The organism is Streptomyces naganishii JCM 4654, assembly GCF_014650575.1.
Taxonomy (GTDB): Bacteria; Actinomycetota; Actinomycetes; order Streptomycetales; family Streptomycetaceae; genus Streptomyces; species Streptomyces naganishii.
Genome location: NZ_BMVF01000033.1, coordinates 1 through 23,522 on the forward strand (window position 1 = coordinate 1; position 23,522 = coordinate 23,522).

The following is a 23,522-nucleotide window of genomic DNA, read 5'->3' on the forward strand; positions in this document are numbered from 1 at the left end:
CATGTCCACCAGTTGCGCGGGTCTGCGCCCCGCCGAACGGGACTCCGTAGCCGTCATGTCGGTTGCTGCCCCTCGCTGTGAGTGTCCGATGGTTCGGTGCGGGCCGGACCCGTGGAGTCCGGGAGTGGCTGGAGCTCGTCGGGCCGGAAGTAGTGGAAACGGCCGTACCAGAAGTGCAGTTCGGCGGCGGGGTCGTCCTCGAGGGTGACCGCGATGTGCACGCTGCCGTCGACGTCGTGGAAGACGCCGGCGACCTCGGCGGTCCGCCCTTCGAGGAACATGTCCTGGACGTCCGCGCCCCGGCCGCGCGGCCGCAGCCGGACCCGGCTGCCGCGGCCCACGCGCACGCCGTCGACGAGTACCGTGTCGGTCGACGGGGACAGCCCGTCGTCGGCGCCCTCCCGCCACCACGCGGGCCGCTCGGCGGCCTCCGCACCGCGATCGGCCCCCGGACCGCGATCGGCCTCCGGGATCGGAGCGGCGGCCCGCGAGTCCGCACCAGCGTCATGGTCTCCCCGGCCGGCCGGAGCGTCGTGGCCGTCCCGGCCGACCGGAGCGTCTTGCCCGCCACGGTCGGCGGGGGAGAGTGAGCGGATCGCGCCGTGCAGGCGTGCGAAGACCTCGTCCGGCATGTTGTCGACCCGGTCGAGGATCCGGGCCGCGCGCGGATCGGTGGCGCGCGCCTCGCGCTTCTCCTCGTCGGTCAGCAGCATCGTGCGCAGCGTCAGGATCTCGTCGATCTCCGCCGCGTCGTGCAGGTCGCCCGGGCTCTCGGGCGCGATCTGCGGATGGTCGGGAAGGATGATCGGCGAGGACAGCAGCACTTCACCGGTGGCTCCGTCGCCCTGCCGGGCTTCCCGCGCCCCGGGCGGATCGCCGCCGAGCACCGGGAAGGTGAACTCGTTGCGGCACGCGCGCACATGCTCCGCCAGTCCGGCGGGCGGGTCGATCGCCGAGGCGAACTCCAGTCCCTCACCGCCGATCAGCGTGTGCGTGGCGATGAGCGCCTCGCGCAGCGCCCGCTCGCGCGTGGCTGCCGCGTCCGCCGCACGCCCGGTGTTCTCGGTCCGCACCCGTAGCCGGACCAGGTCCGGTGCGAGCCGCTCAGCCGTCAGCGTGGTGACCGCGTGGACCTCCGCTCGCCGCCGCACCACGCGTCCGGTGCCCCCGGGCAGCGTCTCGGTCCGGTCGTCCGCCGCCGCGCCGACCGGGAAGGTGCGCTCGGCGCCGATCAACTCCCGCAGCGGTACGGTGACCTCGGTCTCGCAGGGCACCGCCTCGTCGAAGGTCAGATGCGTGGCGCCGTCCGCCGTACGCAGCGACTCGACGGCACGGTGCCGGCCGTCCGGGCCGGCCTCCTCGACCTGCTTGTGCTGCATCTGGAGGCCGCGCACCCTCACCCGCACGACGGCATCGGGCCCCGGCGTCCGCAGCACGCACTCGGTCCGCTGGTACCAGGAGTCGGCGGAGCCGGACACACCCGCCGGCACGGGCCCGTCGCGCTCCACCCAGTCGCGGGGCAGCAGGACCCCGAACTGCCACCTGACCCGGTTCTTCACCGACGAACGGCGGTACGGATACAGCAGATACCCCTCGTAGAGCACGGCGTCGGCCACCGCCCCCAGCCGCTCGAAGGCCCGCCCGGGACGCGCGGCGCGGTCGCCGCCGGCCGCCACGGCGGTGCTGGACGGGCCACGCTCGGCCACGGCATCGGGCATCGGGCCTCCTCGGAGTCGTGCGTGCGCCATCCCTTCCACCGCGCACCCGCCCCGCACGCCCCGCTCACGCCCCTGCGCTCCTAAGGCCCAGCGAGGTTCGTCCGTCCAGCGGAACGCGCGCGGCGCGGTGCGGACGAGCCGTACCGGGGCACGGGCCGCACACTCGGTGAAGGGCCGCCCGCATCGAGGGGCCGGCCGCCCGACCCTCGGACGGTGCCATGCAGACCTTCCTGCCGTACCCCGGCTTCACCGAGTCCGCCCTGACGCTCGACCGCCGCCGGCTCGGCAAACAGCGGGTCGAGGCGTTGCAGGTGCTGCGCGGCCTGACGGTCCCGGGCTACGGATGGCGCAGGCACCCGGCGGTGCGCATGTGGGCGGGGTACGAGGAGGCCCTGGTGCGCTACGGCCTGGACGTGTGCCGCGTCTGGCGGGACCACGGCCACCAGGACAGCTGTGCGGCCACCCTCGTCTCCGACCTGGCCGCCGTCCGGCCCGGCGCCCCCGTGCGCGAGCAGCCCGAACTGGCCGCCGCGGGTGAGCTGCCGCCCTGGCTCGGCGACGAGGCCCTGCACCGCAGCCACCGCTCGGCGCTGGTGCGCAAGGACCCGGAGCACTACGGCCCGCTGTTCCCCGGGGTGCCGGACGACCTGCCGTACGTCTGGCCCTCCTCGGACCGCGAGGCGGAGCCCTCCCCGTAGGCCCTGACCCGTCGCTACGACCGCCATGAGCTACGAGCTAGAGCCACGAGCGGCTATGAGCCACGAGCGGCTATGAGCCACGAGCGGCTATGAGCCACGAGCGGCCACGAGCCGCAAGGGGTTACGAGCCGCCGGTGGCGGTGTCCTCGTCCCCCGTGCCCGGCTCGGCCATCCTGCGGTGCGCGGCGGCTTTGGCACTGTCCGGCAGCACCTTGTTGGCGGCCCCCTGGAGCTTGGTCTTCAGCGAGCCCGTCACCACCTTCTTGCGCCCCTTCATCACCGCCTCGAAGGCCTGCTCGGCGACCTGCGCCGGGTCGTCCTTGTCGCCGGTGCCGATCTTGGTGTCGCCCATGTCGGCCCGCCGGAAGAAGTCCGTGTCGGTCGGCCCGGGCATGAACGCCGTGACCGAGACGCCGCTGTCCTTCACCTCGTCCTGGAGCGCCTGCGCGAAGGACTGCACGAAGGACTTCGAGGCGTTGTAGACCGACTGGAAGGGACCCGGCATGGTCGCCGCGATGGAGGAGGTGAACACCAGGCTGCCCTCGCCGCGCTCCGCCATGTCCCGCAGCAGCGGCTTGGCGAGCCGGACCGTGGAGACCACGTTCAGGTCGATCACCGACAGGTCGTCGGCGAGGTCGGTGTCCACGAAGGCGCCGCCCCGCCCCACGCCGGCGTTGAGCGCGGCCACGTCCACGCGCAGGCCCGTCGTGGCGGCGACCAGGTGGTCCACGCCCGAGGGGTCCCTGAGGTCGGCGCGCACGGCGCGCACCTCGGCGCCCGTCTCCCGCAGCCGCTGCGCCGCGTGGTCGAGCCGGTCGTCCTCGGCGTTGACGATCAGGTCGTAGCCGTGCTCCGCGAACTGCCGGGCGAGTTCGTATCCGATTCCGCTGGAAGCCCCGGTCACCAGTGCGAGGGGCTTTTCGTCGTCCATGTCGTCCATGGGGACGGAGTAACCGCGCGCGCCCCGGGCAACCCTCCGCCCCGGTCCCGGGGCGCCGCCCCGCGGCCCCGCCCCCGTGCATGAAACCGCCTGGCCAGGGCACCGGGAAGGGGTGGCGCCCGACACGAGCACACGCCCGCACGAGCGTGCGGGAAAGCGCGGAGTGCTGGCCCGGCTGGATGGTTACCAACGACGCCACCGCTGGGTGGGTCTGCCGCTTGCCGTGCTGTACAAGTTCTACGACGACCAGGCCGCCTACCTGGCCGCGCTGATCACGTACTACGGCTTCCTGGCGCTCTTCCCCCTGCTGCTCCTGCTCGTCGCCCTGCTCAGCTCCTTCCTCAGCGGCAGCCCCCGTCTTCAGCACCAGGTGCTGAACTCGGCACTGAGCGAGTTCCCGGTCATCGGCGACCAGATCGGCCAGAACATCCGCTCCTTCCACGGCAGCAGCGTCGCCGTCGCGATCGGCGTGGCCGGCAGCGTCTACGGGGCGCTCAACGTCGCCCAGGCCGTCCAGCACGCGTTGAACAAGATCTTCGCTGTGCCCCGGCACACCCGGCCCGACCCCTTCCGCTCCCGTCTGAAGGGGGTCAAGTTCCTGTTCCTGCTGGCGTTCGGGCTGTGCGTCACCACGCTGTTGTCCACCGCGACCGAGTGGGCCTCAGGACTGTTCGGCGCCCGGCTGGAGACCGGCGTCCGCGTCCTCGCCGACCTCCTGTCCGTCCTGCTGTACGCCGCCCTGGTGATGGGCAGCTTCCGCCTGCTGTCCAGACGGCAGCTGCCCCTGCGCCTGATGTACGGCCCGGCGCTGGGCGCGGGCTGCGCATGGCAGCTGCTGCTGTGGGGCGGCACCTACTACGTCGGGCACGTGCTGCGCGGGACCACGGCGACCTACGGCCTGTTCGGCATCGTGCTCGGCCTGTTCGCGTGGATCTACCTCGGCGCGCTGGTGTACGTCTTCACGGCGGAGATCTGCGCGGTGCGCTGCATGCGGCTGTGGCCCCGGAGCCTGCTGAGCCCCTTCACCGACCGCGTCCACCTCAGCGCGGGCGACCGCCGGGCCTACCGCTCCTACGCGGCCACGGAGTCCTTCAAGGGCTTCCAGAAGATCAGCGTCCACTTCGACCCGCCCCCGCACGCGGACGAGGACGGCGAACACGGGCCCGGCGGCGAACACGGTCCCTAGTGGCAGCCGGGTGGTGACTTGTGCGGTCGCCACGGGGGTACCCGGGGATGCCGCGCGGACCGCCCCGGATCCGCGCCGAGCGCGAGGAGCAGCAATGGGCAGCGGGCGAGCGGAACGGCACGACGACGGGGCCGCGCGCCTGCGCCGGGCCGCCGCCGACGTGTTCGGCTGGGAGACGCTGCGCCCTGAGCAGCTGACGGCGATGGAGTGGGTCCTCGAGGGCCGCGACACGCTGGTCGTCATGCCGACCGGCTCGGGCAAGTCCGCCGTCTACCAGGTGCCCGGGGTGCTCCTGGACGGCCCCGTCGTGGTGGTCTCCCCGCTGCTGGCCCTCCAGCGCGACCAGATCGCCGGGCTGCCCGGAGGGGAGGGGGCGCCGGGGGCCGTCGCACTGAACTCCGGGCTCACCGCGGCCGAGGAGAGGGACGCCTGGCGGGCCGTGGACGAGGGCGCCGCCCGCTTCGTCCACCTGGCACCGGAACAGCTCGCCAAGGACGAGGTCATCACCCGGCTGGCCGAGGCCCGCCCGGCGCTGGTCGTGGTGGACGAGGCGCAGTGCGTCTCCTCCTGGGGCCACGACTTCCGGCCCGACTACCTGCGCCTGGAGCAGGCCGTACGGCGGCTGGGCAGGCCCGCGGTGCTGGCGCTGACGGCCACCGCGGCCCCGCCCGTGCGCGAGGAGATCGCCGCGCGGCTCGGCATGGACCGGCCGCGAATCCTCGTGACCGGCTTCGACCGCCCCAACATCAGACTCGAGGTGCGCCGCTTCCCGGACGAGGACGCACGCCGCCTGGCCGTGACGGAGCGGGCCGCCGCCGAGCCGAAACCGGGCCTGGTCTACGCGGCGACCCGCAAGGAGACCGAGTACTACGCCGGGGAACTGGCCGCGCTGGGGCTGGCCGCCGAGGCCTACCACGCCGGTCTGCGGGCCGCCGAGCGCGACCGGATCCACGAGGCGTTCCGGTCGGGCACCGCCGATGTCGTCGTGGCGACCTCGGCCTTCGGGATGGGCATCGACAAGGAGGACGTGCGGTTCGTGCTGCACGCCGCGCTGCCCGGTTCGCTGGACGCCTACTACCAGGAGATCGGCCGCTGCGGCAGGGACGGTGAGCCGGCCCTGGCGGTGCTGCACTACCGGCCGGAGGACACCGGCATGCAGACGTACTTCGCCGTCCGCACGGCGGGCCGGGACGCGCTGGGCGAGGTCGCCGGCGCCGTGCACGATCACCGGCACGACCCCGCGGGCGTGGACGAACTGCGCCGGGAGACGGGCATGTCCCGCAACCGGGTGACGGCCGCGGTGAACCTCCTGGAGGAGGCCGGCACCGTCACCACCGGCGAGGAGGGCGAGGTGCGTCCCGTCTCCGGCACACCGCCCGCGAAGGCGGCGGACGAGGCCGCGCGCGCGGCCGACGCGCACCGGCGCACCGACCGGACCCGGGTGGAGATGGCACGGGCGTACGCCGAGACGACCGGCTGCCGGCGGCACTTCCTGCTCGGCTACTTCGGCCAGGCCTACGAGGCGCCCTGCGGCGCCTGCGACACGTGCGAGGCCGCCGAGGCGGGGGAGACGCCGGCCACGGCCCGACCCGCGCACCCCGACGCGGCCCGCTATCCCGTCGGCGCGCGCGTGCGGCACGGCCAGTGGGGCGAGGGCTCGGTGCTGAGCGAGGACGGCGACCGCATCACCGTCCTGTTCGACGAGGCCGGTTACCGCACCTTGGCCCTTCGGGCCCTGGCGGACCACGACGGCCTGCTGGCCGTGGTGAGCCGCCCGGGCGGGTGAGTGCGCCCGGTGCGCAGTCCTCCGGCCGTAGTGCGGAGTCTCCCGGCCGGGGGTGCCGAGTCCTCCGGCCGGGGTCCCGAGTCCTCCGGCCGCGGTGCGGGGCCGTTCGGCCCTGTGCGCGGCCGGACCGACGGGCCCACGATCGAAGCAGGGCCGGATGCGAGAGGCGCCGCCGCCCGGCCGCTCCCGTTCGCTCCGCGCAGTTCCGCGTCGACACCTGGAGGCAGGAAAGGAGGCTGGTGACCATGGTCTGGGCGTCATGGACGACGACAGGGGTCTTCACCGGACAGGGAGGCGCCCGTACCGAGGAGGCGGGGACCGTCTCGGGCGACCTGACCGTGCACACCACATGGGACGGGCAGCAGGCCGACGTGGCGGTGCAGTACAGCGGGACCTCGCAGTGGTTCACGCTGAGCGGCAGCCCGGTGCCCTGCCACACCGAGCGGGACAGCAGGCAGCTGCACCAGGTGGTGGTGGAGGCGGTGCGGGCCGGAGGGGCGACGGTTCCCCACGGCGCGCACCCGTGAACCGCCGTACACCGCGGGCGCGCCGGTGACGGACGTACACGGCGGGCGCGCCGGTGACGGCTGTGCGCGGCCCGCGAAGCGGCTTCGCGGACCGCGCACGTCATGGACGCCGGGCCGTCAGCAGGCGCCCTCGTCCTCCCACGGGCCCCACTGGGCCGCACCGGGGACCTCGTTCTGGGTCCACCACTTGGCCTTCCAGTTGTGCTTGCCGTACGAGACCTCGTTGCCCTGGGTGTAGACGGCGCTCGAGCTCCAGGCCGCCTTGCACCCGGTGCCCGGGGGCGTCGGGGTCGGGGTCGGCGTCGGGGTGGTGCTCGGCGGGGTCGCCCCGGCGAACTTCACCGAGTACTTGGCGAAGTCCCAGGAGTTCTGCGCCACGCTGGAGCAGGTGCCCGAGGTGCGGCCGCCGTTGTCGGGCGGGGAGCACTGGCGGTCGCGGTTGAGGGACCAGAAGGTGAAGCGGTCCATGTTGTGGCTGGTGGCGTAGTCCAGCACGGTCTGGAAGTCGGACTGGCTGAAGATCTCGCCGGTGTCGCTGCGGCCGTTCATGCCGGAGAAGCCCTCGTGGGCGTAGGCGGTCGCCTGGTCCCAGCCGAAGGTGGACTGGAGGATCTGGTTGAAGTTCGTCAGCGCGGAGGTCTGGGAGGCCGCGCCGTTGAAGCCGCCGTCGAACGGCATGATGGAGAAGTTGTTGGGGGTGAACCCCTGCGACTTGGCCTCCAGGAGCATCTGCTTGCCGAACCAGCCGGTGCCGTCCGCCGTGCCCGCGGTGGTCACGGAGACATAGAGGCCGGGGTTGTTCTGCTGGAGGATCTTCGCGGCGCCGATCTCGTTCTTGATCGCGGCCGTGTTCTCGTACTCCGGCTCCTCGAGGTCGAAGTCGATGGCGTGCAGGCCGTACTTGGTGATCACCTGCTGGTACGCCGCCGCCGTGGACGCCGCGTCCGAGCAGGTCTGGCCGAGCTTGGTGCCGCCGTAGCCGCCGATGGACACCGAGACGTCGCCGCCCTTGGCGCGGATGGTGCTGATCACCGACTGGACGGCGGTGTCGGAGGAGACCGGGGCCGTGCCGCCCCAGGTGGGGGAGCAGCCGCCGCCGTTGGGGGCGAGGACGAAGGCGAGCTGGAACGCCTTCAGGCCGGTGGCGTCCATGATGGCGCCCGCGTCCGGCGGGTCGTTGTCGAGCGGCATGAGGTAGGGAGCCGCGGCGTACCAGCGGTTGCTCAGCGCGGTCGTCGCGCCCGAGGCGCTGCCCGCGACCAGGGCGGTGGTGCCGGCGGCGGCGATGCCTACGGCGGCCGCCGCGCCCAGACATGCGCGAAGACGTCTCACTGCGTGCCTCCAGTGGGGTGGGGAGAGGCCCCAGCTTCCTGACGCTGTTGCGAGCACGTCAATAGATTGGTCTGGACCAGATAAGTCTTTGGACTAGACCATACGATCGCTTTACCTTCTGCCGCGATCCCCGCCCGACCCCCTCGGGTACCCGGCCGCTCCGGTACGCGAGGAGATGAGGAGCACCGCGATGGCTCCCGCGACACGGCGGACGCAGGCGTCCGCGCAGGACGGCCGCCGGACCCGGGTGAGCGCCGCCGGGCGCTACAACCCGGTCCCCGAGCGCGACGACGGACCGGACCTGCTCGGCCAGTACCTGAGGCAGATCGCCGCCACACCGCTGCTCGACGCGGAGGGGGAGGTGTGGCTCGCCCGGCGCATCGAGGCCGGGCTGCGCGCGAAGCGGGAACTGGGCGAGGCCGGCGAACGGCGCAGCGGGCTCGCGCCGGAGCGCGTGCGGGAACTCGAGGACGCCGTGCGCGACGGCCAGGAGGCCAAGGACCACATGGTGCGGGCCAACCTCCGCCTGGTGGTGTCCATGGCCAAGCGGCACGCGCATCGCGGGCTGCCGCTGCTGGACGTCATCCAGGAGGGCAACCTGGGTCTGATCAGGGCGGTGGAGAAGTTCGACCACACCAAGGGCTTCAAGTTCTCCACGTACGCCACGTGGTGGATCCGTCAGGCCATCGAACGGGGCCTGGCCACCCACGCCCGCGCGGTGCGCCTGCCCATGCACGTCGTCGAACAGCTGCACAAGATCGCCAAGGTCGAGCGCAAGCTCCAGCTGCGGCTCGGGCGCGAGCCGGACGCCGAGGAGGTCGCCCGGGAGGGCGGCCTCACCGAGGAGCGGGTGCTGTGGCTGCGGCGCGTGGGCCGGCAGGTGATCAGCCTCGACACGCCGGTGGACGACACCGGCGAGACGGTCGTCGGCGACCTCATCCCGGACAGCGAGGTGCTCCGGGCCCCCGAGGTCGCCGAGTACCAGGCCCTCGCGGAGGAGCTGCGCGAGGCCGTCGACACACTGGCCCCGCGCGAGGCGCTGATCCTCAGCCTGCGCTACGGCCTGCACGACGGGCATCCGCGCAGCCTCAAGGAGATCGCCGAGCGCGTCGGCCTGACCCGCGAGCGCGTGCGCCAGCTGGAGAAGCAGTCACTGGCGCTGCTGCGCGAACGGGAGCCGGGCGAACGGCTCATGGCGTGGGCGGGCTGACCCGGTCCGCACGCCAATGCGCCCGGCGCGAACGCCGGGCGCATCTGGACGGGCAGGTCACCAGCGGTACCAGCGGCCCCTGCGTCCGCCGCTGCCCGCGGGGCGGACGACGAAGCCGAGCAGCCACAGCACCAGGACGATGACCGCGATCCACCACAGGGCCTTGAGGGCGAACCCGGCGCCGAAGAGGATCAGGGCGAGCAGAAGAACCAGCAGCAAAGGAACCATAGTTATCAACCTCCGAACCACCGTCTGCCCGGCATTCGCAGGTTAACTCGTCGCAATTACCAAGGTTTCCACGGTGAAACCGCGGGAATATGGATTGCTTGCACCCTGCCCGGACAAGGCGGCGCCACCGGCGGGCCCCGGGCGGCGTGGCGGTGCCCTCCCGGTCCCCGTCCGCGGAGAAGATGGCCCGTGGCGTCGAGTTGACGGGGAGCCGGAAGTGACAGTGCGCCGTATCGGACTGGTCGTGCACGGAGGACGGGCCGAGGCCGCCCTGACCGCGGAGGCGGTGCGCTCCTGGTGCGGCGCGCGCGACGTGCAGTGCACGGACATCGACGTCTGGCACGACGGCGGACGCCGCAGCGCCCGCGAGGAGGTCGAGGCCGCGGGCGACCCCGACCTGATCGTCACCCTCGGCGGCGACGGCACCTTCCTGCGCGGCGCCCGGCTGGCCGCCGAGAACGACGCCCTGGTCCTTGGCGTCGACCTCGGCCGGGTCGGCTTCCTCACCGAGGTGCCCGCGCCCGCCGTGCGCGCCGCCCTGGACGCCGTGGCCGAAGGGCGCAGCACCGTCGAGAGCCGCATGCTCCTCACCATGCGCGCCTCCCGCCGCCTGGAAGTCCCCGCCGGCATCGAGGAACTCATGCGCTACGGCCGCGGCCCCCTGCTGCCCCCGCCGCGCGTGCGCACCGACTGCGAGGCCGGCGGCGACTGGGGCATCGCCCTCGACGTCACCGCGCTCAACGACGTGGTCCTGGAGAAGCTCGCCCGCGACCGCCAGGTCTCCGTCGGCGTCTACCTCGCCGGACGGCTCCTCGCCTCCTACTCCGCCGACGCGCTGCTCATCGCCACCCCCACCGGCTCCACCGCCTACAGCTTCGCCGCCGGCGGCCCGGTCGTCTCGCCCCGCGCGGACGCGCTCGTCTTCACCCCCGTCGCCCCGCACATGGCGTTCGACCGCTCGGTCGTGGCCGCGCCCGACGAACCCGTCGCGCTGCGCGTGCTCGAACGCTCCGGCCAGGCCGCCGTCAGCATCGACGGCCAGCTGCGCGGCGTACTCGACCCGGGCGACTGGATCGGCGTCTACGCGTCCCCCCGCCGCCTGCGGGCCGTACGCCTCGGCCCCATGGACTTCTACGGCCGGCTGCGCGACCGCATGAACCTCACCGACGCGCCCGCCGCGGTCGCCGACGGCACCCCGGCCCCGCTGTGGCCGGTGACGACCGCGCCGCCCGGGGACCTGGCGCACCTGGCCATGCCCCGCGCGCCGGGCGACTCCCCGGACCCCGTGTGAGCCACGCGCGACCGGCCCCGTGTGAGCGACGCGGGACCGGGCCCCATGTGAGCGACGCGCGACCGGACCCCGTGTGAGCGACGCCCGACCGGAGCCCATGGTGCGAGCGCCCGAATTGCGGCCGTACCGCCCGCCACCGAACCTGGTAACGCCCCGTCCGCACCCGCCGCCCCCGCGCCGCACTCGGCCGGTTGGCCCGGGAGGCTCGGGGCACCCGGCGGTGACAGACCCGCCGACCGCTACCTTCGGAGGCCCGCGTGGCAGTGCGTCACCGTCTGATCAAGACCAGTCCCGGGACGGTGTGGAACGTCCTGGCGGACGGCAACCGCTACGCCGAATGGGTGGTGGGCACCGCGAACTCGAAACCCGTGCGCGGCCAGTGGCCCCAGGTCGACTCGGCCATCGCCTACGAGGTCAGGATCGGGCCGCTGCGGCTGCACAACGAGACCGTCGTACGGCACTGCGAGGAGGGCTCCCTGCTCGAACTGGAGGCCCACGCGGGCTTCCTGGGCACCGCCAGGATCTCCGTCGAAGTGCGCCCCTGGGGCGAGGACTGCCTGGTGATCGTGGACGAGCACCCGCTCCAGGGAGCCGGCAGCATCGTGCACAACGTCGGCACCGAGACGCTGATCCAGCTGCGCCACCGCGCCATGCTCGCCCGTCTCGCCAAGGTGTGCGAGGCCGACGGCGCGGCCGCGAAGCGACGCGGCGAGGACCGCGGCGGGAACCGGCGGCCCGGTTTCGCGGCGGACGCCGGGCGTCGCGCGCCGGGAGGCGGCCGTGCCTGACGCCGTGGTGATCGGGGCCGGCCCCAACGGACTGGTGGCCGCCAACCTCCTCGCGGACGCGGGCTGGAGCGTGGAGGTCCTCGAGGAGCAGCCCGAACCCGGCGGCGGCGTCCGCCACGACCGGGGCGTGGACCCCGACTTCGTCAACGACCTGTTCAGCTCGTTCTACCCGCTCGCCGCCGCCTCGCCGGTCCTTTCCGCCCTGCGCCTTCAGGACCACGGGCTGCGCTGGAGCCACGCTCCCCACGTGCTCGCCCACCCGCTCACCGACGGCCGGTGCGCGGTGCTCGACCGCAGCGTCGACGTCACCGCCGGCTCCCTCGACACCTTCGCCGACGGGGACGGCGCCGCCTGGCGCCGCCTGCACACGGCGTGGGAACGCGTCGGCCCGGACATCCTGGACGCCCTGTTCACGCCGTTCCCGCCGGTCAAGGCCACGCTCCGGCTCGCCGCCCGGCTGCGCGCCGCCGGCGGGCTGCGCATGGCCCGCACGATGGTCCTGCCCGTGCGCCGGCTGGGCGAGGAGGAGTTCCGGGGCGAGGGCGGCAGGCTGCTGCTGGCCGGCAACGCGCTCCACGCCGACCTCGCGCCCGAGTCCGCCGGCAGCGGCGGGTTCGGCTGGCTGATGTCCATGCTCGGGCAGACCTACGGCTTCCCCGTGCCCGCGGGCGGCTCCAGCGCCCTGGTCGCCGCCCTGGTCCAGCGGCTGCGCGCCCAGGGCGGCACCCTGCGCTGCGGCGAGCGGGTCGATCGCGTCGTAATCCGCGACGGCCGCGCGGTGGGCGTGCGCACCGCCGGCGGCGAGACCGTGGCCGCGGCCCGCGCCGTACTCGCCGACGTCTCCGTGCCCGCCCTGTACCGGCAGCTCGTCGGCCCCGAGCACCTGCCCGCCCAGATGCTGGCCGACCTCGAGCGGTTCCAATGGGACTTCTCCACCTTCAAGGTGGACTGGGCGCTCGACGGGCCCGTGCCCTGGCAGACCGAGGGGGCGGTGGGCGCGGGCACCGTCCACCTCGCCGACGGCGTGGACGAACTCACCCGGTTCGCCGCGCAGATCGCCATGCGGCAAGTACCCGACCGCCCCTTCGCCCTGTTCGGCCAGATGACCACGTCGGACGCCTCCCGCTCACCGCGGGGCACCGAGTCCGCCTGGGCCTACACCCACGTCCCGCGCGAGATCGCCGGGGACGCCGGGGACGAGGGGATCACCGGGAGTTGGGACAGCAGGGATCAGGAACTCATGGCCGACCGGGTGGAGCGGCAGGTCGAGCGGTTCGCGCCGGGCTTCCGCGCCCTGATCCGCGCCCGCCGCATCCTCGCCCCGCCGACCCTCCAGGCGCTCAACCGCAACCTCGACCGCGGCGCCATCAACGGCGGTACGACAGCGATGCACCAGCAGCTCGTGTTCCGCCCGGTGCCCGGCAGCGGGCGGCCCGAGACACCGGTGGCCGGCCTGTTCCTCGCCTCAGCGGGTGCCCACCCGGGCGGCGGCGTGCACGGCGCGCCGGGCGCCAACGCCGCCCGCGCCGCGCTCCGCCGGCGCCTGCCCCCGGGACTGCACCGGGCACAGCGTGCCCTGTCGAGCCGCAACCGCGCGGGCGAACGGTCCTCCACAGTGGCGCGGACCTACTGACGTGGCGCGCGACGCACGGCTGGCCGGCCGCACCGTGGTGGTCACGGGAGCCGCGCGCGGGCTCGGCGCGGAACTCGCCCGCGAACTCGCCCGCCGCGGGGCCGGGCTGGCGCTGCTCGGGCACGAGCGGCCCCGGCTCGAGGCCCTCGCGGCCTCGCTCCCCACGCCGTCGCTGGCCCTCGCCGTCGACATCACCGACGACGAGGCGCTGGCACGCGCCGCCCACGAGGTCCGTGAACGGCTCGGCCGCCCCTCCGTCGTCGTGGCCAACGCGGGGGTGGCCGAGGGCGGCCCGTTCGCCTCGTCCGACCCCGCCTCCTGGCGCCGCGTGATCGACGTGAACCTCGTCGGCAGCGCCGGCACCGCCCGGGCCTTCCTGCCCGACCTGACGGCCACCGCCGGCTACTTCCTCCAGATCGCCTCGCTCGCCTCGTTCGGCGCCGCCCCCATGATGAGCGCCTACTGCGCCTCCAAGGCGGGCGTCGAGGCCTTCGCCCACTGCCTGCGCGCCGAGGTCGCCCACCGGGGCGTCGCCGTGGGCATCGCCTACCTGAACTGGACCGAGACGGACATGATCCGCGACGCCGACCGGTACGCGGTCCTGCGCGAACTGCGCGCCCACATGCCGCTCCCCGCGCGCAAGGTGCGCCCGGCGGAGGAGGTCGCCGCCCAGGTCGCGCGGGCCGTGGCCGGCCGCCGTACCGCCGTCTACGTTCCCCGCTGGCTGGCCCTGGTGCAGCTCGGCCGGGCCGCGCTGCCGCCCGTCGTGCTGCGGGCGGCCCGCCGCTCGCTGCCGCGGCTGGAGGCCGAGGGCGGGCTCGCCGCCACCGGTATGCTCGGCGCCGGCGGCGAGGCGGACGACCGCAGCCGCGCCGGCCGCGCCGGGCGGTGAGCCGACCGCGCCGGGCGGTGTAGCGGACGCGGCCCGGCGGACGCGGCCCGGGAAGGCCCGTGCCCGGCGGCTCTCAGGCGCGGGGCACGCCCGGCAGCCGGTACGCGGCCAGGGCGGCGATGTCGTCGTCGAGGTGGCCGTCGCTGTAGGCGACGAGGTCCTCGTGCAGGTGGTCGAGGAGCTCGCGCGGCGGCAGGCCGGCCCACTGCCGGATCCGCTCGGGCAGGGGGTAGAAGACGCCGTCGCGGTCACGGGTCTCGGTGACGCCGTCGGTGTAGAGCAGCAACTGGTCACCGGGGCGGAAGGGTTCGGTGTCCACCCGGTAGCCGTTGCCGGCCAGCGCGGCCAGGTTGACCGGCGGTGAGGGCGACGTGGCGTGCAGTTCGACGACCCGGTCGGGCCCCAGCAGCAGCGGGGGCGGATGTCCGCAGTTCACCAGGCGCACCACGTGTTCGCCGTCCGGGATCTCGGCGAACACCGCCGTGACGAAGCGCTCCGACGCCTCGCCGCCCGGAAGCTGCGCGGCGTGGCGGCTCATGCTGCGCTCCATGCGGTGCGCCACGCCGACCAGGTCGGGCTCGTCGTGGGCGGCCTCGCGGAAGGCGCCCAGTATGGTCGCGGCCGTCTCCACGGCCACCAGCCCCTTGCCCCGCACGTCGCCCACGAGCAGCCGCACACCGTACGCCGTGGGCACCGCCTCGTACAGATCGCCCCCGATACGGGCCTCGGCGGCCGCCGAGAGGTACAGGGTCTCCACACAGACCGCGCCCAGGCGCCGGGGGACCGGGCGCAGTAGGACCCGCTGCGCGGTCTCGGCCACCGAACGCACCGTGGCCAGCGTGCGCTCGCGGCGGATGCGGTGCACCGCGAGGATCGTGCCGAGCACCCCGACCAGGCTGGTGCACACGTAGTTGGCCACGTAGTGCCGGTCCCAGAGATAGCCCACCGAGCGGCCGGCGCAGCACGGGGTGCCGGCCAGGACGCCCTCGAAGACGATCGCGAACACGGCCACGCCGGCGACGACGACGGGTCCGTGGGCGTAGGCGGCGACCACGGGCAGCGCGATGAGCAGGAAGCTCACCGGCCAGTCCACCGGGGTCACCGGTTCCAGGGCCAGCACCGCCGCCACGTAGAACACGGGCAGCCAGCGCAGCCACAGGGGTGGCGCGGGAACCTGCGGGCGGGTGCCGTCCCCGCTCGCCGGACGGCCGTCCCCGGCCTCCCGGCCGCCGCGCCGCCTCACCGGTCACCCCATCGGCCCCCGTGCGGCGGGCGGGGCGGGGGAGGGCAGAACGCGCGCACGCAGGCGCGGCCCGGCTCGGTACGGCGGTTCTCGGCGAAACACTCAGGCGGCCTGTTCACAGGAGCTCCCCGCGGGCTTGATCACGATCACCAGCGTGCTGCCGACGGGCCCCTCCACCCGATCATTGCTCCAGGCAAGGGCATGTCAGCGCCGAAGCGGGCCCGCACGCCGCTCAGGGCCGCGCCGTCGCCGTCTCCTGAAGGGCGTGGTCGATGAAACGCCGTGGCGCGGGCGGCAGACCGCGGCCCGACAGCCACGCGATGCCGATGTCGCGGGCGCCGTGCACATCGGTGATCTCCAGGTAGCGGATCGGGAAGGCGGGCGTCGCCGCCGCGTCCGGCGACGACGGGATCAGCGACACGCCCAGCCCGGCCGCGACCAGCCCGCGCAGCGTGTGGACCTCCTCGCCCTCGAAGCCGACGAGTGGGTCGAAGCCAGCCTGACGGCACAGGTCCTCGGTGACGCTGCGCAGCCCGTAGCCGGGCTTGAGCAGGATGAATGGCTCCTCGGCGACCTCGGCCAGTCGCACCCGGCCGCGCCCGGCCAGCCGGTGCCCGGTGGGTACGGCGAGCCAGAGCGGCTCGACCAGCAGCCGCCGCCAGGTGATCAGCGGATGACCGGGGTCACCGCTGGTGATCATCAGGTCGGCGGTGGCCGCCAGGAGGTGCTGGACCAGGCCGTTCTCCTCGTGCTGGTGCAGTTCGAAGCGGACCTGCGGATGGGCCTCGCGGAAGCCGGTGACGAGCTTGGGCACCAGCCAGGTGCCCAGCGTGTGCAGGAAGGCCAGCGACACCACGCCCGCCTCCGGGTCGACCACCTCGGCGACCGCCCGCCGCCCCCGGTCGTAACTGTCCAGGGTCGCATCGACGTACTCCTTGAAGACCCGCCCGGCCGGGGTGAGGCGCAGCACGCGGCCCACGCGCCGCAGGAGTTCCGCGCCCACCTCCTGCTCCAGCCGGTGCAGGGCCCGTGACAGGGCGGGCTGGGTGATACGGGCCTCGGCGGCGGCCTCGGTGACGGTGAGACCGTCCGCCACCGCCTGGAAGGAGCGCAGTACCTGAAGATCCATCCCGCTCAGTCTCGCACCGGGCCGAGCGCGCCGCACAGAGCGGGCGGGCGCTGTGCCCGGTGCCCGGGGGGACGCTCCAGGGGCACGGGTCCGGGCCGGCCGGACAGGTTGCGGGCGCTCACGGCGTCGCAGAGGCGCTCGGCCGTGCCGATGGCCCGCTGCCAGTCGGGCAGCCGCCGGCCGGGACGGCCGGGCTCGTCATGGGCGTGCGCGGCGGCGCGGCGGGCCTCGGCGAGCCGGTGGTAGGCGGTCCGGCGCAGCGCGTGCCGCTGGGCCGGGCCCGCCTGTGGCGCGAGGTCCCGGTAGCGCAGGGCGGCCGCCAGCGCGGCCCCGGTCTGCGCGGCGGCCCGCCCGGCCGCGGACCGCGGCCACAGCGCGAAGTGCGCGACGAGGACGATCGCGGCGGCCAGCGCGGTGTCGAGGATGCGCGCCCCGTACAGCGGGCGGTGGTCGCCGAGCAGGTCGAGGAGGACGAAGACGACCGCCGTCAGGCCCGTGGTGGCCAGCGCGTAGTGGCGGCGCACGCCCACGGCCATCAGCGCGCCGAAGGCGGCCACGGCCGCGATCAGCGCGTATGTGCCGGTGGTCAGCAGGACCACCGAGCCGATCGCGGCGACCCCGGCGACCGTGCCGGCGCAGCGGTGCAGGGCCCGCCGGAAGACGGGACCGAAGTCGGGCTTGTAGACGAAGGCCACCGTCATCGGCAGCCAGTACCCGCGCGGGCCGTGCAGCGCCTCGGCGCACAGCTGCGCCACCAGCACGCAGACCGCCAGCAGCACGGCGTACCGCACCCGGTCCGCCCGCCCCTGCATCGCCGCGCCGGCCAGCCGGGAGGTGACCTCGTCGGCCCGCACCCGGCCACTTCCGGCATCGAGCGCGAAGAGCGCCCGCAGCCCTGGCGTGCCGGCGTCCAGCCCCGGGATCTCGGCGGGCCGGCCGACGGGGCCGGGGCCGGGGCGGCGCGTGGCGTCCGGGCGCGGGCCGCCGACGGCATTCGCGCCGGGCAGTCCGGCCGCGTCCGGACCCCGGCCGCCGGCCGCGTCCGCACGCGGCCCGGTGGGCCGGTCGTACTCGGCAGCCCGGTCGGCCAGGAGCAGGCGCCGGGCCATGCGGAGGGGTACGTCCGTCACGGACGCCGGCAGCGGGCGGCCCTCCCAGACCAGCGCCGATGTCACCTCGCCCAGCCGGACGGCGACGTGGAAGGCGGCCAGCAGTGAGGCCGGTTCCGCCCCGGGGGTGGGCCGGGTCAGGTGGTGGCCCATGACCTGGTGGGCCTGGTCGAGGGCCGCGGTCAGGCGCCGGCGCGCGTCCTCGGCACCGGGGGAGCCCGCCGCGGCCAGCGCGGCCGAGGAGGCCCGGTACACGGCGAGGACGGCGTCCCGCTCGATGTCGTGCCGCCGCCACAGCCACGGCGTCGCGGAGAGCACGATGACGAGCCCCACCCCGGCGAGCAGCGCGAGCGGCGCCTCCCACCAGGGCCCCGGCACCGGAATACCGCTGCCGATCGTCACCCCGAGCAGAAGGTGCATGCCGGCCACCGAGGCGATGCGGCCCCGCAGGCTGACCGCGCCCGCCGCCAGCGCCGCGACGACAAGACACGCCGTCACCGCCGCCGGGTCTCCCGCGCGCAGCGCGAGCTCGCCGGCGAGCAGCCCGAGGGCGGCGGCCAGGCCCATGCAGCCCAGCCGGCGCACCCTCAGCCGGTAGGGATCCGAACCGTCCTGGCTCACGCCCCACAGCGCGCCGATCCCCGCGATCACGGCCGGTATGACAAGGCCCGTCCACACCCCGACGAGCAGCGGCGCGGCGAGCGCGACGGCGGCCCTCGCGGGCACCGCGACCGCGGCCGGGGCGTTGCGCTGCGTCTTCATGGGCGGATCGACTCCTTGCCGGCGTGAGGGTCCAGGTGCCCTCCAAGGGTCGGCCCGACTGCACGCATGCGTCCAATGCCTGCCGGAAGCGGGAAGCATGCTTCACATGCATACGAGCACTCCATCCCTCCTCACGCGGCCGCCCGCAACGCCTCCCTGCCCGCGCGCGTACGCCGTTCCGGGCGCCAGGTGGCGACCAGCGCGGCGGCGAGGAGCAGTTCGGCGATGTCCCCGCCGTAGTACATGATCTCCGCGCCCTGCTGGACCTGGCCGACCGGAGCGTGGACGTGGACGAAGAAGCCGCCGTACATCGCCTGGGCGATCAGCGCGTGCGCGGCCACCGCGCCGCCGAGGTACACCAGCCGCGCCCGCACGCCCGGCCGGTCCGGAGCGGGGTCCGGACCCGCCATCACGTGGGCGAACAGGCAGCCGGAGAGCAGGAAGTGGACGTGCAGCAGCCAGTGCCCGGCCGGGTGCCGCATGGCCGTGTCGTACAGCGGCGTGAAGTACAGCAGCCCGAGCGTGCCCGTGCTCAGCAGCAGCGCGACGGCCGGATGGACCAGGACCCGCGCGCACCGTCCCCGCACCACCGCGACCAGGCGGCGCGCACCCTGCGCGGGCAGCGTGCGCAGCAGCAGGGTGACCGGCGCGGACAGCACCAGCGTGAGGGGCGCGTACATCCCGACGAGCATGTGCTGGGCCATGTGCGCGCGGAAGTCGGTGTGCGCGGCGGGGGCCAGCGGCGGCAGCAGGGCGAGGGCCAGCAGGGCCAGCCCGGCCAGGAAGGCGGCCGAGCGCGCGCGGCTCCAGCCCAGGGCCGCGTTCCGGCGCAGGGCACGCCGTACGAGCAGCAGGTAGCCCGCGCCCACGGCGGCGAGCACGAGCAGGGTCAGCACCTGCGCGGGCAGGCCGCCGCCGGCCGTGCCGTGGTCGTGCATCGAGTGTCCGCCGCCCATCAGACGGTTTCCCGGACCTGTCCGCCGCCGCTGCCCCGGCACAGCCGTCCGGCGAGCATCAACAGCACCCCGAAGGCGAGGAACGCGGCGTCCCACCACGCCTGGTACGGGCCGCTGCGCACGTGGTGGATGCCCAGGATCTGGTGGTCCAGGAGACCCTCGACCAGGTTGAACAGGCCCCAGCCGGTCAGGATCCAGCCCCACAGCACCCGCGAGGCCCACACCTGCCTGCGGTGGTGCGTGACCCGGCCGTACAGGATGCCGAGGCCCGCGATCACCGCCACCCAGCACACGGCGTGGAAGATGCCGTCCCAGACGGTGTTCATCTCCAGCCCGGAGACGGTGTGGGGGTCGTAGTACTTCACCCCGATGCGGTCGTGGTTGGTGCTGGAGAGCATGTGGTGCCACTGGAGCAGCTGGTGCAGCAGGATGCCGTCGACGAAGCCGCCGAGGCCCACTCCGAGCACGATCCCCGGCAGCCGGATGCTCTGCGCAGTGGGCGGGGCGGGCGCCGCGTCCGTGACCGTCATCGTGTACTCCCTCTCGTCGGTGGTGACCGGAGCATGGGTTCCACGGAGGGTGTCCGGGGTCTCCGGAACCGCCCCCCGGGCCACCCAACCACCGTCCGCCCCGCATCTGCCCGCATGAAAAGAGCCAATTCCGCTTGTGTCCACGGCGGTTGGGGCACCGGGACCTGAGGCGCCGACACGGTGGACCTGGCCGGTGGCGTCACCCGAATGCCGTCACGTCCCCCGTCCGTGGGACTCGGGACGGACACGCCGGTGCGCTGATCAACGTTTCTGCCAGCCTTCCGGTGCCGGGCGCACCGGCTCGGCGCACAGGGAGGTGGGCGTTGTCAGGTCATTTGGGGCGCATCGGGGGCCGGCAGGTGGTTGCGGTACTGGCGCTCGGGGGCGGGCTGCTGCTCGGCCCCGTGCTGCCGGGAGCGCCTGCCGGCCGGGCGGCCGAGGACGGCACCTCGGGCACGGGCGACACCGGTCCCGCGGCCACCGCCCCGGACACGGCCCGAGCCGGCCTCGCAGCGTCCGGCTCGACCGCCCCCGGCCTCGCAGCGTCCGGCTCGACCGCCCCCGGCCTCGCAGCGTCCGGGTCGACCGCCCCCGGCCTCACCGCCCCCGGCCTTGAACCGGTGCGTCACCGGCCCGGTCCGTTCCCCGGCGCGGGCCGCCGGTTCAGGGGCGCAGGATGAGACGGACGGGGTCGCCCACCTTCTTCTCCAGCCGCTCGACCGCCTCGGCGGCTTCCGCCAGGGGCAGCACACCGCTGACGGAGGTGGAGAAGTCCACCCGGCCGCCTTCCATGAGCCGCAGGATCTCGGGGAGTGCCACCGGCATGTCCGAGCCGTAGTGGCCGCGGATCTGCTGCTGGAGATAGCTGAAACGGGTCCCGTCCGCCACCGTGAGCGGCTGGTTCGTCAACCCGACCAGGACCAGCCGCCCCTTGGCGGCGAGCACGGACAGGGCCTGTTCGCGTACCGCAGCGACCCCCGCGAAGTCGAACGCGGTGGCCAGCCCGGCCCCCGCGGTGACCGCGCGGACGCGGGTACGCAGCTCGGGGTCGGCGGAGTCCAGGGCCAGGTCGGCCCCGGCGGCCAGCGCCCGCTCACGGGCGACGGGACTGGGGTCGACCGCCACGACGGGACAGGCCCCCACCGCGCGCAGCAGCCGTACCGCGTGCACGCCCAGGCCGCCCACGCCCCAGACGCCGACCGCCTCGGCGGGCCGGACCTGGCCGGTGGAGGTGATGGCGCCCCAGGGCGTGGACACCGCGTCGGGGATGATGGCGCCCTGCTCGAAGGGGACGGCGTCGGGCAGCGGCGTCAGCGCGTCGGCCCTGGACAGCGCGTACTCGGCCCAGCCGCCGTCGTAGTCCACGCCCCGGGTGAAGACGGCGCCGTCGCGCAGTTCACCCGCGTGCAGCACGACGCGCCGGCCCGGCGGCCAGGCGGTGGCACCGGGGCCGGCCTCGGCCACCGTGCCCGCCACCTCGTGCCCGAGGGTGACCGTGTCCCCCTCGAGCAGCAGCGGGGTGAGGGTGCCGTCGATCAGGTGCACGTCGGACAGGCACACCCCGGCCGCCTCCACCTTCACCAGCACCTCTCCCGGGCCCGGCTGGGGCCGCGGCACCTCCTCCACGCGCAGGGTGCGGCTCGGGACGTGCAGGCGGGCGGCGAGCATCCGCTCCATGACATGTCCTCCTCGGCGGGTCGGTGACCACCCCGGCTTCTCGCGGGTCACCCTGCACGCACCGTATGGCCACGGGCCGTCCGGAGGCCTCGCGAAGAGACGGGGAGCGGCGCCCGCCGGCCACGGACGCGCGGCCCGGAAGGCGCCGCCGCCGGAACTGGGCTACGGTGAATCTCGAGCAGGACGCCGGAACTCCCGGCGGCCGGCCGTGCGTTGGTGGTCCAAGGCGAAGACGCCCCGCTTCCCGCGGGGAGATGCAGGTGCGAGCCCTGCCCGACGCTCGTGGTACGCGAGCCCCCACCCGTCGCTCACCGACCGGGTGGGGGCTTCGCCGTTCGTGCCGCCGGCGGGTCACATGTTGCCGGTGCGGGCCTCCCGCCACAGGTCGACGCCGCCGTCGGTGGCGTACTTGTCGATCTCGGCCAGCTCCTCGGCGCTGAATCCGGGGTTCTCCAGCGCGGCCACGTTCTGCTCCAGCTGCTCCACCCGGGAGGCGCCGACGACCAGCGAGGTGACCCGCTCGTCGCGCAGCGCCCAGGCGAGGGCCATCTGGGCGAGGGTCTGACCGCGGCGGGCCGCGATGTCGTTCAGGGCGCGCAGCCGCCCCAGCATGTCCTCCGACAGCCAGGCCGTGTCGAAGGAGGTGCCCTGCGCGGCGCGCGAGTCCTTCGGGATGCCGTCGAGGTAACGGCCGGTCAGCAGCCCCTGCGCCAGCGCGGTGAAGCCGATGACGCCGAAGCCCTCCTCCTCGGCCGCCTCCAGCAGCCCCTCCGTCTCGATCCAGCGGTTGACCATGCTGTACGACGGCTGGTGGATCAGCAGCGGGGTGCCCAGCTCGCGCAGGATCGCGGCGGCCTGCCGGGTGCGCTCGGCGTCGTAGGAGGAGATGCCCACGTACAGGGCCTTGCCCTGGCGGACGGCGGTGTCCAGGGCGCCCATCGTCTCCTCGAGCGGGGTGCTCGCGTCCAGCCGGTGGGAGTAGAAGATGTCGACGTAGTCGAGCCCCATGCGGGTGAGCGACTGGTCGAGCGAGGCCAGCATGTACTTGCGGGAGCCGCCGCCCTGGCCGTAGGGGCCCGGCCACATGTCCCAGCCGGCCTTGGTGGAGATCACCAGCTCGTCCCGGTACGGCGCCAGGTCCCGCTTCATCAGCCGGCCGAAGTTGATCTCGGCGGAGCCGTAGGGCGGGCCGTAGTTGTTCGCCAGGTCGTGGTGGGTGATGCCGAGGTCGAAGGCGCGCAGGGCGATCTCGCGCTGGGTCTCGAAGGACCGGTCGTCGCCGAAGTTGTGCCAGTAGCCCAGCGACAGCACGGGCAGGTCGAGCCCCGAGCGGCCGGTGCGGCGGTAGCGCATGGTGCCGTGGTAGCGCTCGGGGTCTGCGACGTAGGTCATCGGGTGAATCTCCGGGTGGTGCGGTACGGGGGGTCGCGCCGGGTTCGGCGGGACGGACGCACTCCACCTTGCTCCTGCCTGATCGACAAGTCCAATCGCTGCCCCGCATCGGATTGAGCTGCGCCGCTTCTGAATGCGCCCGCGCCCCCGCGATTCACCCGGACGGGTCGACTTGCGCCGCTCCGGGCCGCACCGCCGCATCACGCGGGACGCGGCGGGCAGAACAGCAGCGCGTGGGCGGACCCCGCGCGGGAGGTGACCGGCGTGCCCCACATCGTCCTCGAGGCCGACTTCTCCTCACCCCGGCAGTGGATCGCGGGGCGCTCGTGGGCCTATCCCGACGGCGGCCCCGTCAACCCAGGCGACGACAAACTCGACCACCTCTCGGTGCGCGCGGGCCGTCACCACCCGCCGCCGGACCCGGGGACGACCCGGATGTCCTACGAGGTGGCCCACCTGGTCGTGGAACGCCCCGGCGGCTGAGCCAGGTTACGT

General features: G+C 74.4%; 20 protein-coding genes, 1 tRNA gene and 1 pseudogene. 11 read left to right on the top strand and 11 right to left on the bottom strand.

The genetic code is table 11. The features are described 5' to 3' along the window. Nucleotides 1–53 precede the first annotated feature (53 nt). The gene (locus tag IE217_RS33415; protein WP_229865834.1) at nt 54–1,718 is read right to left on the bottom strand and encodes a hypothetical protein; all 1,665 of its coding nucleotides are present in this window, start codon (nt 1,716–1,718) and stop codon (nt 54–56) included. Between the two features lie 218 nt (nt 1,719–1,936). Here IE217_RS33415 and IE217_RS33420 point away from each other — a divergent pair, with 218 nt between their 5' ends. After that, nucleotides 1,937–2,416: an MSMEG_6728 family protein gene (locus IE217_RS33420; protein ID WP_190181711.1), complete on the top strand. Its 480-nt coding sequence runs from the start codon at nt 1,937–1,939 to the stop codon at nt 2,414–2,416. A 121-nt stretch (nt 2,417–2,537) separates the two neighbouring features. Here IE217_RS33420 and IE217_RS33425 read toward each other — a convergent pair whose 3' ends face one another. Beyond that, a complete protein-coding gene (locus tag IE217_RS33425; RefSeq protein ID WP_190181742.1) occupies nt 2,538–3,347 on the bottom strand; it encodes an SDR family NAD(P)-dependent oxidoreductase in 810 nt (269 codons plus the stop codon). Nucleotides 3,348–3,561: 214 nt separating this feature from the next. On the opposite strand from IE217_RS33425, the gene IE217_RS33430 reads away from it, so the two are divergent. The 3 genes from IE217_RS33430 to IE217_RS33440 all read left to right on the top strand — a co-directional run bounded on the left by IE217_RS33430 (nt 3,562) and on the right by IE217_RS33440 (nt 6,855). Then, entirely contained in the window at nt 3,562–4,542 is a 981-nt protein-coding gene (locus tag IE217_RS33430; protein ID WP_229865838.1) for a YihY/virulence factor BrkB family protein, read from the top strand. 94 nt (nt 4,543–4,636) lie between these two features. Further along, nucleotides 4,637–6,328 (top strand): RecQ family ATP-dependent DNA helicase, encoded by a 1,692-nt coding sequence (locus tag IE217_RS33435; RefSeq protein ID WP_190181713.1) that lies wholly within the window; start codon nt 4,637–4,639, stop codon nt 6,326–6,328. 245 nt (nt 6,329–6,573) lie between these two features. Beyond that, nucleotides 6,574–6,855, top strand: coding sequence for a hypothetical protein (locus IE217_RS33440; RefSeq protein ID WP_190181714.1), 282 nt, complete (start codon nt 6,574–6,576; stop codon nt 6,853–6,855). 117 nt (nt 6,856–6,972) lie between these two features. On the opposite strand, the gene IE217_RS33445 is transcribed toward IE217_RS33440, so the two are convergent. Next, entirely contained in the window at nt 6,973–8,187 is a 1,215-nt protein-coding gene (locus IE217_RS33445; protein WP_190181715.1) for a chitinase, read from the bottom strand. Between the two features lie 190 nt (nt 8,188–8,377). Between IE217_RS33445 and IE217_RS33450 the strand changes: the two genes are divergently transcribed. After that, nucleotides 8,378–9,397: a sigma-70 family RNA polymerase sigma factor gene (locus tag IE217_RS33450; RefSeq protein ID WP_190181716.1), complete on the top strand. Its 1,020-nt coding sequence runs from the start codon at nt 8,378–8,380 to the stop codon at nt 9,395–9,397. 57 nt (nt 9,398–9,454) lie between these two features. Here the strand turns inward: IE217_RS33450 and IE217_RS33455 are convergent, their stop codons facing one another. Then, a complete protein-coding gene (locus tag IE217_RS33455) occupies nt 9,455–9,625 on the bottom strand; it encodes a DUF5670 family protein (RefSeq protein WP_055490792.1) in 171 nt (56 codons plus the stop codon). Between the two features lie 217 nt (nt 9,626–9,842). Between IE217_RS33455 and IE217_RS33460 the strand changes: the two genes are divergently transcribed. The 4 genes from IE217_RS33460 to IE217_RS33475 all read left to right on the top strand — a co-directional run bounded on the left by IE217_RS33460 (nt 9,843) and on the right by IE217_RS33475 (nt 14,229). Then, nucleotides 9,843–10,916 carry an NAD(+)/NADH kinase gene (locus IE217_RS33460; RefSeq protein WP_190181717.1) on the top strand — a complete coding sequence of 358 codons (1,074 nt, stop codon included), beginning with the start codon at nt 9,843–9,845 and terminating at the stop codon, nt 10,914–10,916. A gap of 257 nt (nt 10,917–11,173) precedes the next feature. Further along, entirely contained in the window at nt 11,174–11,704 is a 531-nt protein-coding gene (locus IE217_RS33465; RefSeq protein WP_190181718.1) for an SRPBCC family protein, read from the top strand. Continuing rightward, the gene (locus IE217_RS33470; protein ID WP_190181719.1) at nt 11,697–13,337 is read left to right on the top strand and encodes a phytoene desaturase family protein; all 1,641 of its coding nucleotides are present in this window, start codon (nt 11,697–11,699) and stop codon (nt 13,335–13,337) included. Before IE217_RS33465 ends, IE217_RS33470 begins: the two co-directional genes overlap by 8 nt. 1 nt (nt 13,338) lies before the next feature. Then, nucleotides 13,339–14,229 (top strand): SDR family oxidoreductase, encoded by an 891-nt coding sequence (locus IE217_RS33475; protein ID WP_190181720.1) that lies wholly within the window; start codon nt 13,339–13,341, stop codon nt 14,227–14,229. A 73-nt stretch (nt 14,230–14,302) separates the two neighbouring features. Here IE217_RS33475 and IE217_RS33480 read toward each other — a convergent pair whose 3' ends face one another. From IE217_RS33480 to IE217_RS33505, 6 genes are all read right to left on the bottom strand, one after another. After that, nucleotides 14,303–15,472 carry a PP2C family protein-serine/threonine phosphatase gene (locus tag IE217_RS33480; protein WP_229865839.1) on the bottom strand — a complete coding sequence of 390 codons (1,170 nt, stop codon included), beginning with the start codon at nt 15,470–15,472 and terminating at the stop codon, nt 14,303–14,305. Between the two features lie 232 nt (nt 15,473–15,704). Then, entirely contained in the window at nt 15,705–16,601 is an 897-nt protein-coding gene (locus tag IE217_RS33485; RefSeq protein ID WP_190181721.1) for a LysR family transcriptional regulator, read from the bottom strand. Between the two features lie 5 nt (nt 16,602–16,606). Next, nucleotides 16,607–18,472, bottom strand: a complete 1,866-nt coding sequence (locus tag IE217_RS33490) for an FUSC family protein (protein WP_190181722.1) — start codon at nt 18,470–18,472, stop codon at nt 16,607–16,609. Nucleotides 18,473–18,603: 131 nt separating this feature from the next. After that, on the bottom strand, nt 18,604–19,428 hold the full coding sequence (locus IE217_RS33495; protein WP_190181723.1) for a cytochrome c oxidase assembly protein: 825 nt from the start codon (nt 19,426–19,428) through the stop codon (nt 18,604–18,606). Then, nucleotides 19,428–19,958, bottom strand: coding sequence for a DUF2243 domain-containing protein (locus tag IE217_RS33500; RefSeq protein WP_190181724.1), 531 nt, complete (start codon nt 19,956–19,958; stop codon nt 19,428–19,430). The genes IE217_RS33495 and IE217_RS33500 overlap by 1 nt, the downstream gene beginning before the upstream one ends. Before the next feature lie 663 nt (nt 19,959–20,621). Next, nucleotides 20,622–21,635: a zinc-binding dehydrogenase gene (locus IE217_RS33505; RefSeq protein ID WP_190181725.1), complete on the bottom strand. Its 1,014-nt coding sequence runs from the start codon at nt 21,633–21,635 to the stop codon at nt 20,622–20,624. A 210-nt stretch (nt 21,636–21,845) separates the two neighbouring features. Here IE217_RS33505 and IE217_RS33510 point away from each other — a divergent pair. Continuing rightward, nucleotides 21,846–21,916: transfer RNA gene (locus IE217_RS33510), tRNA-Gly, on the top strand. A gap of 70 nt (nt 21,917–21,986) precedes the next feature. Here IE217_RS33510 and mgrA read toward each other — a convergent pair. Beyond that, a complete protein-coding gene (gene mgrA, locus IE217_RS33515) occupies nt 21,987–23,027 on the bottom strand; it encodes an L-glyceraldehyde 3-phosphate reductase (protein WP_190181726.1) in 1,041 nt (346 codons plus the stop codon). Between the two features lie 273 nt (nt 23,028–23,300). Here mgrA and IE217_RS33520 point away from each other — a divergent pair. Then, nucleotides 23,301–23,411: pseudogene (locus tag IE217_RS33520) on the top strand (beta-glucanase); the annotation flags it as partial. Nucleotides 23,412–23,522 lie beyond the last annotated feature (111 nt).

Bases quoted from the DNA above. Each gene is read 5' to 3' on its own strand.
- IE217_RS33500 (WP_190181724.1), bottom strand. From the start codon at position 19,958: ATGACGGTCACGGACGCGGCGCCCGCCCCGCCCACTGCGCAGAGCATC.
- IE217_RS33505 (WP_190181725.1), bottom strand. From the start codon at position 21,635: ATGGAGCGGATGCTCGCCGCCCGCCTGCACGTCCCGAGCCGCACCCTG.
- IE217_RS33495 (WP_190181723.1), bottom strand. From the start codon at position 19,428: ATGGGCGGCGGACACTCGATGCACGACCACGGCACGGCCGGCGGCGGC.
- IE217_RS33490 (WP_190181722.1), bottom strand. From the start codon at position 18,472: ATGAAGACGCAGCGCAACGCCCCGGCCGCGGTCGCGGTGCCCGCGAGG.
- IE217_RS33435 (WP_190181713.1), top strand. From the start codon at position 4,637: ATGGGCAGCGGGCGAGCGGAACGGCACGACGACGGGGCCGCGCGCCTG.
- IE217_RS33440 (WP_190181714.1), top strand. From the start codon at position 6,574: ATGGTCTGGGCGTCATGGACGACGACAGGGGTCTTCACCGGACAGGGA.
- IE217_RS33455 (WP_055490792.1), bottom strand. From the start codon at position 9,625: ATGGTTCCTTTGCTGCTGGTTCTTCTGCTCGCCCTGATCCTCTTCGGC.
- IE217_RS33450 (WP_190181716.1), top strand. From the start codon at position 8,378: ATGGCTCCCGCGACACGGCGGACGCAGGCGTCCGCGCAGGACGGCCGC.
- IE217_RS33420 (WP_190181711.1), top strand. From the start codon at position 1,937: ATGCAGACCTTCCTGCCGTACCCCGGCTTCACCGAGTCCGCCCTGACG.
- mgrA (WP_190181726.1), bottom strand. From the start codon at position 23,027: ATGACCTACGTCGCAGACCCCGAGCGCTACCACGGCACCATGCGCTAC.
- IE217_RS33425 (WP_190181742.1), bottom strand. From the start codon at position 3,347: ATGGACGACGAAAAGCCCCTCGCACTGGTGACCGGGGCTTCCAGCGGA.
- IE217_RS33415 (WP_229865834.1), bottom strand. From the start codon at position 1,718: ATGCCCGATGCCGTGGCCGAGCGTGGCCCGTCCAGCACCGCCGTGGCG.
- IE217_RS33485 (WP_190181721.1), bottom strand. From the start codon at position 16,601: ATGGATCTTCAGGTACTGCGCTCCTTCCAGGCGGTGGCGGACGGTCTC.